This window comes from Runella sp. R0.1_18 (assembly GCF_057652155.1).
In genome coordinates, this window is record NZ_JBYFCK010000017.1 from 89,440 (window position 1) to 106,457 (window position 17,018).

The 17,018-nt window shown below is 47.1% G+C and carries 4 protein-coding genes; 3 read left to right on the forward strand and 1 reads right to left on the reverse strand.

What is annotated here, in order from left to right:
- Positions 1-25 precede the first annotated feature (25 nt).
- The 3 genes from AC23P2_RS23960 to AC23P2_RS23970 all read left to right on the forward strand — a co-directional run bounded on the left by AC23P2_RS23960 (position 26) and on the right by AC23P2_RS23970 (position 15,267).
- The gene (locus tag AC23P2_RS23960; RefSeq protein ID WP_487775547.1) at positions 26-8,806 is read left to right on the forward strand and encodes an Ig-like domain-containing protein; all 8,781 of its coding nucleotides are present in this window, start codon (positions 26-28) and stop codon (positions 8,804-8,806) included.
- 78 nt (positions 8,807-8,884) lie between these two features.
- Positions 8,885-13,933, forward strand: coding sequence for a beta strand repeat-containing protein (locus tag AC23P2_RS23965; protein WP_487775548.1), 5,049 nt, complete (start codon positions 8,885-8,887; stop codon positions 13,931-13,933).
- Positions 13,934-14,004: 71 nt separating this feature from the next.
- On the forward strand, positions 14,005-15,267 hold the full coding sequence (locus AC23P2_RS23970) for a DUF11 domain-containing protein (RefSeq protein WP_487775549.1): 1,263 nt from the start codon (positions 14,005-14,007) through the stop codon (positions 15,265-15,267).
- A gap of 173 nt (positions 15,268-15,440) precedes the next feature.
- Here the strand turns inward: AC23P2_RS23970 and AC23P2_RS23975 are convergent, their stop codons facing one another.
- On the reverse strand, positions 15,441-16,982 hold the full coding sequence (locus AC23P2_RS23975; RefSeq protein ID WP_487775550.1) for an alpha-N-arabinofuranosidase: 1,542 nt from the start codon (positions 16,980-16,982) through the stop codon (positions 15,441-15,443).
- Positions 16,983-17,018 lie beyond the last annotated feature (36 nt).

Here is a 17,018-nt window from a genome sequence, read left to right on the forward strand (position 1 = left end):
TGTCAATCGAATCAAAAGCTATATTATGGAAACCATCTACGTAACTAAGCAAATAAAAGATAAATCTTCTCAGATTTATTATCATTTGTCGCGTATCACAGTTGTTTTATGCCTGTTTTTTGGGGTTGCGGGGGTTATCCATGCCCAGACGGTGACCATTACCTCAACGAAATCAACCTCGGTTTACAAAGGGTATAATACCAGAAACTACGGTTCGTGCCAGGGTATCGGTCCTGACAATGCTTCTAATTACCAGCAAAATGCCTTCATCGAATTTGATTTGACGGCTATCCCTGCTGGGGCAACCATCACCTCGGCATCCCTCAGAATGGTACACGGCAATAATTCAGGATGGGATGGCGAGAAAGGTTCATCGTTCCCGTCAATCATCAGAAGGGTTACCACTGCTTGGGTAGAAGGGAGTGCCTGTAATGCCACACAGTCAGGATCATCCACTTGGAACAGCCCCGGAAGCGGCAGCTGGACTGGCGGGAGTTTTGCAAGCGACAACTATGGCACACTAACGGGGGGGGCGTCTGATCCTGAAGGTTTTGTTTATAATATCACCATTACAACCTTAGTGCAACAGTGGTATAATGGTACTCATCCAAATTATGGTTTGGGCATAGTACCCCAAACCCTTGTAGGTGACAAAGAAGAATCATGGTATTATATGTACAGCGATGATGCAGCTGTCGCGTCTAACCGTCCGCAGCTTATTGTCAACTATTCGCTGCCACCAGTAGGCGGAACGGCCAGTAAAACAGATGCTTGTATCGGTGTGGCCAACGGATCAATTACCGTATCTAACCCAACGGGAGGAAGCGGTACGTACCAATACCAAATTAACTCAGGTGCTTGGCAGAGTAGTAATGTATTTAATGGACTTACGGCTGGAACTTATACGGTACAGATACGAGACGCGAATAATATAACGAACCAAACAACGCTCTCCTCCCAAAGCATAGGTAATTTACCCGACTCCGACGGGGATAATATTTCGAACGATTGCGATTTAGACGATGATAACGACGGCATATTGGATACAGTGGAGGGGTCTGGCAACACAGACGGAGATGGTCTGGTCAATTCGTTGGATAACGATTCTGACGGGGATGGATGCTTCGACGCTATCGAAGGAGGGGCTGCGCTTACCAGTGTAGATGCCAATGGCCGACTGACTGGAGGGGTTGGGTCAAACGGAGTTCCAACAGCTGCGGGTGGGGGACAAACCCTTGGAGGTAGTCAAGTGGCTACGCGGGTTGTGATTGAGACCAACCCGAGTAATCAATCGGTAGCTGCGGCTGCACCAGCCACTTTTAGTATCTCTGCTCGCGGTGATAACGCCACCTCCTACAGTAGCGGTACGCCCAGCTACGGTACAGCAGGCAACTCAAATGGAGGTCTATTGTACCAATGGTATGTCGGTGACCCTGATGCTGGTGGAACTGCCCTGACCAATACGGGTGTGTATAGTGGTGTAACAACGGCTACGCTAACTATATCGAACAGTACGGGGTTATACGGAAATAATTATTATGTGGTAGTTACGCATAGTTCCAATGATTGCGTTCGATTCAAACGCTCGGCGGCGCTTACTTTATTCTGTGGTAGTATCACTGCCTCCGTAACATCACAAACCAATATCAATTGTTTTGGTGCCTCCACTGGTGCAGTCACCGTTGCAGGGGCAAACGGGCTTGCACCATACACATACAAACTAGGAAGTGGCGTTTTTGTGAGTTCAGGTACGTTTTCTAACCTAACTGCGGGCGCTTACACGGTTACTGTTAAGGACAATGGTGGTTGTGAGGAAACCGTTAATTTCACCATTACGCAGCCTTCGGCGGCTTTGGCAGTGAGTCGGTCAATAGTACAGCCCCAATGTTTTGCAGCAGGAAGTATCACACCTACTGTCATCGGAGGAACAGCTCCCTATACCTACGACTGGGCGGACATACCTGGAACCAACAATGTCAGTAACCGAATAGGTCTAGCCGCTGGTACGTATAATCTAACCGTTACCGATTCTAAAGGCTGTACGGTTGCGAGCAGCAACATTGTGTTGAATGCTCCCAGCAATTGCGACCCCATTGATATTTGTCGGAGCAGTGTCGCTGAGGTCTTCTCGGTTACCCCTGATCCTGCCAATATATCCTATACTTGGACGGTTCCTGCTGGGGCAATTATCACAGCGGGGCAAGGTACACCACAAATCACAGTGAATTGGACTGGTGTCACGCCTGGCACTTACCAAGTGTGCGTTGTGGCGGTGAATAATTGTAACGAAAGTGCCCAGACCTGCATTGATGTAGATGTGATTCAGCCAACGGCACAAGCTTCCGTTGTACTGCCGATTTGTAAAGACAGAACAATCGGTTTGCTGGCTACTGGTGGCGTTTCTTATGCTTGGACGGGGCCAAACAACTTTACCTCATCCAGCGCTAACCCTACCATACTCAACGCGAATGCAGCCCTCCACAATGGTACTTACACAGTGGTGGTCACAGATGCTTCGGGCTGTAAGGCTACGGCCACTGTGAATGTTACGGTAGAAGATAACCCTGTGCTGACCACTGCGTCGGTCACGAATGCTACTTGTAACCAATCAAACGGTGCGATTAACATTACCGTGAGTGGCGGAACACCCGCTTATGATTACGATTGGAATAACGGAGCCTCAACCGAAGACTTAACTAATTTGAGCAGTGGTAGTTATACCCTGACGGTGACAGATTCAAAAGGCTGTTTTCAGACGGCCACCGTTGCCGTCATCAGCACAGACGGGCCAACTGTTACAAGAACAACAACCAACGTGACGTGTAACGGTGCCAGCACAGGTACTATAAACGTGACGGTGACGGGCGGAACAGCCCCCTACACCTACTTGTGGTCTGATGGAGCTACTACCGAAGACAGAACGGGATTAGTGGCTGGAACTTACAGTGTGACCGTGACAGATGCCACGGGATGTAAAAGTACGACAACCGCTACCCTTACACAGCCAGCGGCGATTGTGCTTGATCATGTTAAAACGGATGTCAATTGCTTCGGTGGCTTAACAGGAAGTATAAATTTAAGCGTATCGGGTGGTACTGCTCCCTACACATACGCTTGGACGCGTAACTCAATTGCCTTTTCGGGTAATATCCAAGACCAGCCTTCTATTGGAGCAGGTACTTACCAAGTAACGGTTACTGATGCCAACGGCTGTACTGCAACGCAAACCATTGTAATCACACAGCCAAGTGCCGCTTTAAGTGCCACTCGGGTTATTTCCAACGTAAGTTGTAGAAATGGTACAAATGGTCAAATCGTACTGACTGTAACTGGCGGGACGGCTCCCTACACATACGCTTGGACGGGATCGAATAGCTTCACGGCAACGACCAAAGATATAATTAATCGTCCAGCAGGTACCTATAACGTGACCATCACTGATGCGAATGGATGCACCTTCCCGCTGGTAAATATGCAGATTACACAACCTGCCTCTTTGATTTCTGTAACTCCAGTTAACACAACCAACGTGTTGTGTTTTGGAGATGGCAATGGAAGTATTGATATTAATGCATCTGGTGGAACACCGCCTTATACGTATGGGTGGAACACTGGTGCTACTACCCAAGATATTAGCGGTCTGAATCCTGGGGATTACAATGTAGTGGTGACGGATGCCAATGGCTGTTCGGTTACTTCAAACATATTCACTATTTCTGGCCCAACGGCCCCAATATCTGCTACGATAACGCCTACTGATGCGGACTGTTTTGGTGCTTCCACTGGCGAGATTTCGATAACAAACGGTGGCGGGACACCTCCTTATACTTATTTGTGGAGCAATGGTTCAACCAGTCAAAACCTGTTTAATTTGCCAGCAGGCGATTATTCGGTGACAGTTACCGACGCAAACGCATGTAAGGAAGTGTTTCAAACCTCGGTTGGACAACCCATCCAAATCATCATAACGGGGGCAATCACCAATGCTCTTTGTTCTGGCAGTGCAACGGGCGCTATCACAGTATCAGTAACGGGTGGCTCTGCTCCTTACACTTATAAGTGGTTAGATGGACCTACTTCACAAAATCGTACCAATTTAATAGCGGGTAATTATACCTTAGAAGTGACTGATAATACAGGATGTAAAGTTTCTAAAACCTTTACGGTCAATAATACTTCCAGTCTTTCAATTGCGTCTATCACTACACCAATCAGCTGTTTTGGCAACAACAACGGTCGGGTAAACCTCATCGTCACTGGTGGCGTAGCACCCGTTACGTTTAGCTGGTCAAATGGTGCTACTACCGAAGATATTTCGGGCTTGTCAGCAGGGACTTACTCTGTTACAGTTTCGGATAACATCGGTTGTGTGAAAACACTAACGGCAAGCCCTGTTACTTCACCCACTGTTTTAACTGCCACTGCATCGCAAACAAAAAGCGTAAGCTGTAAAGGGGGAAGCGATGGTGAAGCGACCGTTACAGGTAGTGGCGGAACGGCTCCTTATACCTACAATTGGTCTAATGGAGCGATGACCGCGACCGCAACGGGTTTACAGGCAGGTACATACAACGTATTCGTTACAGATGCCAATGGATGTACGGCTACCGCTTCTGTCGTTATCACTGAGCCGACTACTGAAATAGAACTGTTTGTCAACGTTTCGAATACCTCTTCGTGTGCCATCAATAAGGGTGCTATAGATTTAATTATCCAAAATGGAACGGGGCCGTTCTCTTACGTATGGACTGGCCCAACTGCCATTGGGAACATCCAAGATCCATCAAACCTATCGGCAGGCACCTATAATGTCACAGTGACTGATGCACTAGGCTGTACCAAAACTATCTCCGCTACCGTTGGTAGTGCCCCTGCGCTCTCAGTAAGCGTATTGGCTGAAAATCAGAGTTGTCAAGGAATTGATGGTAAAGCATTTTCGGTAGTGACAGGTGGGGTAGGGCCATACACCTACTCGTGGTCTCCTGGTGGTAGCACTAGTAAAGATTTAACTGGTTTGTCGTCAGGAACTTATGTTGTAACAGTGACTGATGTTAATGGTTGTACAGCCACTGGTTCGGGTACCTTGATTGCGCCGAATTGTCAGCCGCCAGTAGCAGTTGATGACCTTTATACGACTCCTTTTAATACGCCTTTCAATGGAACAGTCGCTACTAATGATTCCGACCCTGACAATACGTTGGCCGAGTTATCATTTGACCCATTGGACTCACCCTTATTAACCCAAGGGACCCTCGTGTGGGACTTGGTAAATGGTTCATTTGCTTTTACCCCAGCATTAAATTTTGTGGGAGTTATTACTGTTCCATATAGAGTTTGTGATCCAACAGGTTTGTGTGATGATGCAAACTTAATCATCACCGTGAGCGCACGTCCTCCAGTTGCCACCGATGATTTCAACAATACGCCAATCAATACGCCTGTATCTGGCAATGTGTTGACCAATGACGATGACCCGCAAGGTTTACCATTGACGGTGAATACGTCGATACCGACAATCTGTCCGCCGAAACACGGTACAGTGGTGATGCAAGCCAATGGTAACTACACATATACGCCAAACAACAACTTCGTAGGCACAGACAACTTCTGCTATATAGTGTGCAGCAGTATCAACTTGTGCGATACGGCTACTGTGACCATTGACGTCTTGCCGAGACTCACCACCAACAGTGTGATAGCCAACGATGACGCGAGTCAGACGCAAGTAGGTGTACCCGTGAAAGTGAGGGTGTTGGGCAATGATTTTGACCCGCAAGGCGACAAGTTTGCTTCGGTGACCAGAATCACTAGCCCGACCAACGGAACGGTGGTCTACAACGCCACAGATAGCAGTTTTACTTATACACCAACGGGTTTATTTGTGGGTAAAAATAGCTTCAAGTATGTGCTTTGTGACGTGAAAGGCGCTTGTGATACGGCAACCGTAACGATAGATGTGTTACCATTGATTACTGGTAACGACCCACCAGTAGCGGTGGATGATGCCAACGTCACAAGGGTCAATGTACCTGTAAGTGGTACAGTAGCGACGAACGACAGCGACCCCAACAACGACCCGCTTGTGTTCACCAAACTGACCAATCCAACAAATGGTACGGTGGTATTCAATCCGAACGGTACTTATACCTATACGCCAAATAACAACTACGCAGGTCCTGACCGATTCATTTATAAGGTTTGCGACAACGGAACGCCGAATCTGTGTGATACTGCCACGGTTTATATTACGGTATTGGTATCACCTCCAGTTGCCACCGATGATTTCAACAATACGCCAATCAATACGCCTGTATCTGGCAATGTGTTGACCAATGACGATGACCCACAAGGTTTACCATTGACGGTCAATACGTCGATACCGACAATCTGTCCGCCGAAACACGGTACAGTGGTGATGCAAGCCAATGGTAACTACACATACACGCCAACCAACAACTTCGTAGGCACAGACAACTTCTGCTACGTGGTTTGCAACAGTGCAGGCTTGTGTGATACGGCTACTGTGACCATTGACATCTTGCCGAGACTCACCACCAACAGTGTAGTGGCCAATGATGACGCGAGTCAGACGCAAGTAGGTGTACCTGTGAAAGTAAGGGTGTTGGGCAATGATTTTGACCCGCAGGGCGACAAGTTTGCTTCGGTGACCAGAATCACTAACCCGACCAACGGAACGGTGGTTTATAATCCAACCGACAGCAGCTTCACGTATAGCCCAACGGGTGCATTTGTAGGCAAGAACAGCTTCAAATACGTGCTTTGTGACGTGAAAGGCGCTTGTGATACGGCAACCGTAACAATTGATGTATTGCCAGTTCGCCCTGGTAACGACCCACCAGTAGCGGTGGACGATGCCAACGTCACAAGGGTCAATGTACCTGTAAGTGGTACAGTAGCGACAAACGACAGTGAACCTAACAACGACCCGCTTGTGTTCACCAAACTGACCAATCCAACAAATGGTACAGTGGTGTTCAATCCGAACGGTACTTACACTTATACGCCAAATAATAACTACGCAGGTCCCGACCGATTCATTTATAAAGTCTGCGACAACGGAACGCCGAATCTGTGTGATACTGCCACGGTTTATATCACGGTATTGGTATCACCACCAATAGCGACTGATGACATTAACAATACGCCAATCAATACGCCTGTATCTGGCAATGTGTTGACCAATGACGATGACCCACAAGGTTTACCATTGACGGTCAATACGTCGATACCGACAATTTGTCCGCCGAAACACGGTACAGTGGTGATGCAAGCCAATGGCAACTACACCTACACACCAACCAACAACTTCGTAGGCACAGACAACTTCTGCTACGTGGTTTGCAACAGTGCAGGCTTGTGTGATACGGCTACGGTGACCATTGACATTTTACCAATCATCACCATCAACAGTGTAGTGGCCAACGATGACGCGAGTCAGACGCAAGTAGGTGTACCTGTGAAAGTAAGGGTGTTGGCCAATGACTTTGACCCGCAGGGCGACAAGTTTGCTTCGGTGACCAGAATCAGTAACCCTACCAACGGAACGGTGGTTTATAACCCATCCGACAGCAGTTTTACTTACACGCCAACGGGTTTATTTGTGGGCAAAGACCGCTTCAAGTATGTGCTTTGTGACGTGAAAGGCGCTTGTGATACGGCGACAGTAACGGTAGATGTATTACCATTGATTCCTGGTAATGATCCACCAGTAGCGGTGGATGATGCCAACGTTACCCAAGTCAATGTACCAGTGAGCGGCACAGTAGCGACGAACGACAGCGATCCTAACAACGACCCGCTTGTGTTTACCAAACTGACCAATCCAGCGAATGGTACGGTGGTGTTCAATCCGAACGGTACCTATACCTATACACCAAATTCTAACTACGTAGGCCCAGACCGATTCATTTATAAGGTTTGCGACAACGGAACGCCGAATCTGTGTGATACCGCCACGGTTTACATTACAATTTTACAAGTCACGAAGGTTGCACTCTTGCCAAAAGTGTATTTACAAGGCTCATTGTTTGGGGTATTCTCGGGTAATTTGATGCGGGATGATTTGCGGGTGAAAAACTTGATTCCAAGAAAATCACCTTACCTAGCTTGGAATCCGATTACACCAGCCGATACCATCACTTCAAACACGGTGTTGACAGTTACTGGACAAAATGCCATCGTAGATTGGGTATTTGTAGAACTTCGAAGTGCAACAGATTCTACTAAGGTGATCGACAGCCGTTCGGCGCTTGTACAACGAGATGGAGATATTGTAGATGTAGATGGTACTTCTGCTATTGTTTTCACCAGTGCAATTCCAGCAAACTACTTTGTGGTTGTCAAACATCGTAATCACTTGGGTGTCATGACGAAGAATGCACTTCCATTAACACTCATCAGTACAGTTGTCGATTTCAGATTAGCAGCAACACCAACCTATGTTTTAGCTAATTCCCCAATTCATCAGTCGCAGGTGAATGTGGTACAAGGGAAAGCACTTTGGGCAGGCAATGCACTTTACGACGGTCAAGTGATTTACCAAGGTACTGCCAACGACGTCAACATTGTCTATCAGCAAATTATTGGGGCAGCAGCCAACGTGATTGGGTTACCATTCTTCATTTTGGCAGGCTACCATACTGGTGATATCAACATGGACGGAGAGGTGATTTTCCAAGGAACAACCAATGACATAGAGTACATCTATCAGAATGTTGTCAATAATCACGGTGGTAACTCGCTCAAACAGAGCTTCTTCATTATTCAGGAACAGTTGCCTAAATAAATACAAAACCAATTATGTGGGGGAAATATTTTCCCCCGCATAAAACCAAAAAAGTAACTACTTAATAGTCTTACCCCCATGAAAAAACAATTATATAATCTCCTTTGGTGTGGGTTTGCGTGGATTTTAGGAATTATTCCTGCAATAGCGCAAGATCTCTCAACAAACCAAGTCAATTACCAATTGACATATAATCCCACCACTCAGGTTTATACGGTTTGGGTCGTACCACAGTATAATACGCCCAACCCAAACAATCCCGAAGCCAATGAGCTTGGGGCAACAGCGCAGGTATCTTTGAAAGTTCCCAAAGACTTTGTCATCCAAAATATCACTGATATAAGGGGGACTTGGGAAAAAAGCCCAGTAAAAATCGGGAATCAGCCATCATTTGCAACTGCAGGATTAGATCCAAATTATCTTTATTATGTGATTGGTAAAACCTCAACGGAAGTCAACTATGGCCCTTTTAGTAGCGGCACACCTGTTTCACTTTTTACCTTTCAAGGCAATGCCTGTTATGGTGCGGTAGGAATTTTAGCGAAAACAGACCCTTTTGTGGCCGCAGCCAGAAGCTTAGCATCCTATAATACAGCCTGTAGTTTTTATTCACGTTCGGGACAAGCTACAAGTGGGAACGTGATACCTTTAGAGCAGTTCGTGGACAAGTTAGGCCCTGACGCTGATTGTAGTGCGCCTTCAATTAAGTTAATCAAAAGCATTGGCTCTATCACCGACAACGGCGCTACGGGTCGCGGAGTTGGTGATGTCATCAATTATACTTTTACTGTCACCAATACGGGTAACGTGTCACTCTCGGCGGTTACTTTGACCGATGCAAAACTCAGTTTGAGCAACGTAGCGGTGAGTCCTGCCACGTTATTGCCAGGTGGAGTAGGGACAGCTACTGCCACTTACACCATCACACAAGCGGATGTCAACGCGGGAGGAATTGAAAATACAGCGACAGTGACGGGAACACCCTCAAGTGGGCCTCTTTCAACCGTCACTGATGTATCGGATGCAGGCACGGACAACAACGCCGTGGCTATCACCAACCCAGACGTGACCGAATCGCCAAAGCTCAATGGAACAACTGATGCCGATCCGACGAATGACCCGACTGTGTTGCTGATTACCCCAGCACCTTCAATTAAGTTAATCAAAAGCATTGCCTCCATCACTGACAACGGTGCTACGGGCCGTGGAGTAGGTGATGTCATCAACTATACTTTCACCGTTACCAACACGGGCAATGTGACGCTCACAGGGGTGTCTTTGACCGATGCAAAACTCAGTTTGAGCAACGCAGCGGTGAGTCCTGCCACGTTATTGCCAGGAGGAGTAGGTACAGCTACTGCCACTTACACCATCACACAAGCGGATGTCAACGCGGGAGGAATTGAGAATACAGCGACAGTGACGGGAACGCCCCCGAATTTGCCCAATGGCAATGCCGCCACGCCTGTCACTGATGTATCAGATGCAGGAACGGACAACAACGCCGTGGCCATCACCACCCCTGACGTGACCGAATCGCCAAAGCTCAACGGAACAACTGATACCAATCCAACCAATGACCCAACTGTGTTGTTGATTACCCCAGCACCTTCAATTAAGTTAATCAAAAGCATTGCCTCCATCACCGACAACGGTGCAACAGGCCGTGGAGTAGGTGATGTCATCAACTATACTTTCACCGTTACCAACACGGGCAATGTGACGCTCACAGGGGTGTCTTTGACTGATGCAAAACTCAGTTTGAGCAACGCAGCGGTGAGTCCTGCCACGTTATTGCCAGGAGGAGTAGGTACAGCTACTGCCACTTACACCATCACACAAGCGGATGTCAACGCGGGAGGAATTGAGAATACAGCGACAGTGACGGGAACGCCCCCGAATTTGCCCAACGGCAACGCCGCCACACCTGTTACTGATGTGTCAGATGCAGGAACGGACAACAACGCCGTGGCCATCACCACCCCAGACGTGACCGAATCGCCAAAGCTCAACGGAACAACCGATACCAATCCAACGAATGACCCGACTGTGTTGCTGATTGCCCCAGTGCCTTCAATTAAGTTAATCAAAAGCATTGCCTCCATCACCGACAACGGTGCAACAGGCCGTGGAGTAGGTGATGTCATCAACTATACTTTCACCGTTACCAACACGGGCAATGTGACGCTCACAGGGGTGTCTTTGACCGATGCAAAACTCAGTTTGAGCAACGCAGCGGTGAGTCCTGCCACGTTATTGCCAGGAGGAGTAGGTACAGCTACTGCCACTTACACCATCACACAAGCGGATGTCAACGCGGGAGGAATTGAGAATACAGCGACAGTGACGGGAACGCCCCCGAATTTGCCCAATGGCAATGCCGCCACGCCTGTCACTGATGTATCAGATGCAGGAACGGACAACAACGCCGTGGCCATCACCACCCCAGACGTGACCGAATCGCCAAAGTTGAACGGAACAACCGATACCGATCCAACGAATGACCCAACTGTGTTGTTGATTACCCCAGCGCCTTCCATTAAGTTAATCAAAAGCATTGCCTCCATCACCGACAACGGTGCTACGGGCCGCGGAGTAGGTGATGTCATCAACTATACTTTCACCGTTACCAACACGGGCAATGTGACGCTCACAGGGGTGTCTTTGACTGATGCAAAACTCAGTTTGAGCAACGCAGCGGTGAGTCCTGCCACGTTATTGCCAGGAGGAGTAGGTACAGCTACTGCCACTTACACCATCACACAAGCGGATGTCAACGCGGGAGGAATTGAGAATACAGCGACAGTGACGGGAACGCCCCCGAATTTGCCCAACGGCAATGCCGCCACGCCTGTCACTGATGTATCAGATGCAGGAACGGACAACAACGCCGTGGCCATCACCAACCCCGACGTGACCGAATCGCCAAAGTTGAACGGAACAACTGATACCAATCCAACGAATGACCCAACTGTGTTGCTGATTACCCCAGTGCCTTCCATTAAGTTAATCAAAAGCATTGCCTCCATCACCGACAACGGTGCTACGGGCCGTGGAGTAGGTGATGTCATCAACTATACTTTCACCGTTACCAACACGGGCAATGTGACGCTCACAGGGGTGTCTTTGACTGATGCAAAACTCAGTTTGAGCAACGCAGCGGTGAGTCCTGCCACGTTATTGCCAGGAGGAGTAGGTACAGCTACTGCCACTTACACCATCACACAAGCGGATGTCAACGCGGGAGGAATTGAGAATACAGCGACAGTGACGGGAACGCCCCCGAATTTACCCAATGGCAACGCCGCCACGCCTGTCACTGATGTATCAGATGCAGGAACGGACAACAACGCCGTAGCCATCACCAACCCCGACGTGACCGAATCGCCAAAGTTGAACGGAACAACCGATACTGACCCCACCAATGACCCGACAGTGTTGGTAGTTACCCCAGCTCCGAAATTAAGATTAGTGAAATTGGCTGCTTTGGGAGGGACAGGTGCTGTAGGTGATGTAATAACCTACACTTTTACGGTCACCAACACAGGTAATGTCACCCTTACAAATCTTTCCATCGATGATGTAAAACTTAGCCTGAACAACCTGCCTGTCTCACCAAGTACCCTTGCTCCAAACGCAACAGGTACAGCTTCCGCCACTTATACGATCACTCAGGCAGACCTTAACGCAGGCGAAGTTAAAAACACCGCTATCGTTACAGGTACACCACCAATTGGCCCAGAGGTGACAGATGTTTCTGACAGCGGGGATGAGTTGGTAGATACCCCTGCCGATCCAGATTCTGACCCTACCAATGACCCAACTATTGTACCACTAAACCAGAATCCTAAAATTGGTATTGCAAAAGAGGTTGTCTCGTTTGTTGATAACCTTAACTATACCTTCGACGTGACTTTCAACATCAAGGTAAAAAACGTAGGGGATGTTCCACTTAGTAACGTTCAGGTTTTTGACACGCTTTCTAAAACCTTCCCAAGTCCAGCCTCAACCAATGTGCTTGGAGTGAGCAGTACCAAATTCACGGTCAATCCTGCCTACACTGGCACTGCAAGTAATACGCAGCTGTTGCTGCCTGGCAATGGTTTGGCCATCAGTGACAGCGGAAGCATTACCCTCACTGTGCGCGTTAGCCCTAATATATTGGTAGGCGTGACTTATTCCAACATTGCCTACGCTACTGGTCAGAGCCCTCTGGGGCAGACTGTTGAAGACCAATCTCAACTCGGGAATGAACCTGATCCAGATTTTGACAAGGATCCAAAAAACAACTCAGATCCAACCCCTATTACGATTGTGCCTCCTGGAAAGCTTACGCTTTTGCCTAAAGTCTATTTGCAGGGGTCTTTATTCGGGGTATTTTCTGGCAACCTAATGCGTGATGATTTGCGGGTGAAAAACCTAATTCCTAGAAAATCGCCATACGTAGCTTGGAACCCTGTAACAGCTGCCGATACCATTACCTCAAACACGGTTCTGAGCGTTACAGGAGCCAATGCCATTGTGGATTGGGTTTTTGTTGAGCTGCGCGACGCCGATGACTCAACAATTGTGGTCGATAGTCGTTCGGCGTTACTGCAACGCGATGGTGACATTGTAGAAGTTGATGGAACGTCGCCAATTACCTTCAACACAATTGCACCTGCCGACTATTTTGTATCGGTTCGTCACCGAAATCACTTGGGGGTTATGTCGCAAACTGCGCTGCCATTAACGCAGGTCGTTTCTACGATTGATTTTCGTTCGGCAACCACACCTACTTATGTTTTGGCTAATTCACCGATACACCAATCACAAGTGAATGTAGCTCAGGGGAAAGCCCTTTGGGCAGGAAATGCCCTTTATGATGGTCAAATAATTTATCAAGGTACAGACAATGACGTCAATGTCATTTATCAGCAGGTGATTGCCGCAACTGGGAATCCGTTCTTTTTGCCTTTCTACATTTTGGCAGGATACTACACGGGTGATATCAATATGGACGGAGAAGTGATTTTCCAAGGGACAACCAATGACGTAGAGTACATCTATCAAAACGTCATAAACAACCATAATGGTAACTCGCTCAAACAAAACTTCTTTATCATTCAGGAACAGTTACCTAAATAAGCATGGATATATCCAGGGGCGTAATGCCCCTGGATAGTCTAAAAAATTCAACGCAATAAACACAGACTACAATGAAAAACGGATTATTTACACTCGCTTGGGTTGGGCTTATTTGGGTTCATTGCTTTGTCCCCGTAGTAGCGCAACAACTCTCGACAAATCAAGTCAATTACCAATTGACTTACGATGCTTCTAGTCAGACTTATACGGCTTGGGTAGTGCCTAGGTATGCTACACCAAATACCAATAACGGTGATGCCAATGAGTTTGGCGCGACAGCACAAGTTTCGTTGAAAGTTCCTAAAGACTTTGTGATTCAGAACATTACAGATATACGGGGGACTTGGGAAAAAAGCCCTTTGAAGCTCGGGAATCAAGCCGTGTTTGCTTCGGCCAATTTAGATCCGAACTACCTATATTATGTTATTGGCAAAACTCCCACTGAAGTAAATTATGGTTCTTTTGCCAACGGTACGCCCGTTTCACTTTTTACCTTTAGGGGAAATGCTTGCCAGGGGCCAGTAGGAATTTTAGCAAAAACGGATCCATTTGTGGCAGCATCTAGAGCGTTAGCCTCACTCAATACCGCTTGTAGTTTTTACTCACGCTCTGGGCAGGCTATTAGTGGAAACGTAATTCCTTTAGAGCAGTTCGTAGATAAATTGGGGCCTGACGCCAGTTGTAATCCACCGATTGACTTGGCATTGACGGTGGCCACCAGTAATCAGCAACCAGGCTTAAATGCAAACATTACTTTGACTGTGAGTGTCACCAATGAAGGGCAAAATCCTGCTTCAGGTGTAGAAGTAAAAAACATTTTACCCGCTGGTATGAGCTTCCAGACATTTGCGACGGCTACTGGTACGTATAATTCAGGTACGGGCACGTGGACTATTGGGAATATCGCAGTAGGCCAAACAGTAACGTTGTCTATTGGAGTCCAAGTAACACAGACTGGAGTGCAGTATTTTACCGCAGAAGTGTCTAAAGCAGACCAAGGTGACATCGATTCTAGTCCCAACAATAGTGTAGAAACCGAAGATGACTTCGACCGAACTTGTGTGACGGTACCTGCTCCTATTTGTGCTGGACAAGTCTTTGAACTTTCAATCCCGAACGGTTATACTAACATTCAATGGTACAAAGACAACCAACCTATTCCGAATGCAACTACCTCCGTTCTTCAAGTGACCCAAGCAGGTACTTATCGCTTTACAGCGACCAATGTTACCTGTCCAACGGCAGGGTGTTGTTCATTTATTTTCTTTGAAGGAGACTGCTGTCCTACCAAAGCAATATGTGTGCCTTTCACGATAAAAAAAGTAAGGAAGTAGGTTGCTGTCAGTCTGTTTTAACTCAATAGAGATAGCAATTCAATTGACAATATTTAATAGATAAGGGTAAGTAATATATCATAATAGGGCATCATTAGATGCCCTGTTATATAACACAAAAGTCCCCATGAGCGATGCTGATGGGGACTTTAACTTGATTTAACTACAAAAAATTATTTCTTGAGTGTCAGCGTAATGACGCTATAAGCAGGAATCGTAAGTTTTAACACTCCTTTGTCGAGTTTCGCACCTGCAAATTCTTTTACTGTGATTTTGTTGGGTTGTTCAAAACTATTGAAATCATTGATTTTAGCAGAAGCCAGTATCTGACCTGATACTTTTGAAAACTCGTCACCTCGTAGGTTGATGCTTACTTCGTGAGGCTTGCTGTAATCAATATTTGTCAGTGAGATTGTCAAGGCGCCAGTGGCATTTTTTGAAGCAGAAGCAGAAACTGCCGTCAGCTTTTTTCCTTGAAACTCGTAAGATGGTGATTCAATGCTGATAGGTACCAGCAGCGCATCTTGGTGAACGTTATACATTTTCATCACGTGGTACGTTGGGGTGAGTAGCATTTTCTCTTCATTGGTTAAAATAACCGATTGAAGCACGTTGACGATTTGGGCGAGGTTGGCTCCCCGAACGCGATCAGCGTGATTATTGAAGATGTTGAGCGTTAGCCCTGCAATCATCGCGTCGCGCATGGTATTTTGTTGGTACAAAAACCCAGGATTAGTGCCTGGTTCTACGCTGTACCAGCCGCCCCATTCATCGACAATCAAGGCCACTTTTTTCTCGGGGTCGTATTTGTCCATGATGGTACTATGTCGTGTCACAAACTCTTCCATTTTCCAAGCCTCATCCATGATCTTAAAATACTCCTGCTCATTGAAATTAACCGAAGGACCTTTGTCATTCCAGCTAATGACAGAATAGTGGTGCAACGCAACGCCCGAAAGCATGGTATGAGGAATGTTTTTCATCAACGTTTCTGTCCATTGATAATCGCCGTCACTTGCTCCTGAGGCAATCCGATACAGTTTACCAGTGTTATTCCAGTCGGCCATAAAAGTGGCGTATTGGCGGTAAATATTCGCATAATATTCAGCTGTCATATTTCCACCGCAGCCCCAGGCTTCGTTTCCGACTCCCCAGAGCTGAACATTCCAAGGCTTTTCACGGCCATTTTGTTTACGAAGTTCGGCCATTGGGCTACCGCCTGGGTGATTAACATAAGCCACCCAATCGACCAAGTCTTTGACTGTTCCGCTCCCTACATTACCAGCCAAATAGGGCTCAGCCCCTATACGCTCGCAAAGGTCGAGGAAATCGTGTGTCCCAAAGCTATTGTCCTCTGTTACGCCTCCCCACCAAACGTTGACCATTTTTGGGCGTTTTTCTTTTGGGCCAATACCATCTTTCCATTGGTAGGTATCTGCAAAACACCCCCCAGGCCAGCGAAGGTTGGGGATTTTGAGGTCTTTTAAAGCTTGAATGACGTCGTTACGAACCCCTGCTGTGTTAGGAATTTTTGTGTTTCCTTCGCCTACATAAATACCGCCATAAATACAACGCCCAAGGTGTTCGGCAAAATGCCCGTAAATGTGTTTATTGATTTGAGTTTTGGCCAAGTCACTATTGAGCGTAATTTTTGTCTGGGCTGTTGCGTCAAGTATCAGCCAACAGGCGACCAACGATAGTAGTACTTTCTTCATTGATTTACTTAGTAGTTAGAATATGGTTATTTTTAC

What these genes read in the sequence shown, in the direction of transcription:
- AC23P2_RS23965 (WP_487775548.1), top strand. Translation starts at nt 8,885, where the DNA reads ATGAAAAAACAATTATATAATCTCCTTTGGTGTGGGTTTGCGTGGATT.
- AC23P2_RS23970 (WP_487775549.1), top strand. Translation starts at nt 14,005, where the DNA reads ATGAAAAACGGATTATTTACACTCGCTTGGGTTGGGCTTATTTGGGTT.
- AC23P2_RS23960 (WP_487775547.1), top strand. Translation starts at nt 26, where the DNA reads ATGGAAACCATCTACGTAACTAAGCAAATAAAAGATAAATCTTCTCAG.
- AC23P2_RS23975 (WP_487775550.1), bottom strand. Translation starts at nt 16,982, where the DNA reads ATGAAGAAAGTACTACTATCGTTGGTCGCCTGTTGGCTGATACTTGAC.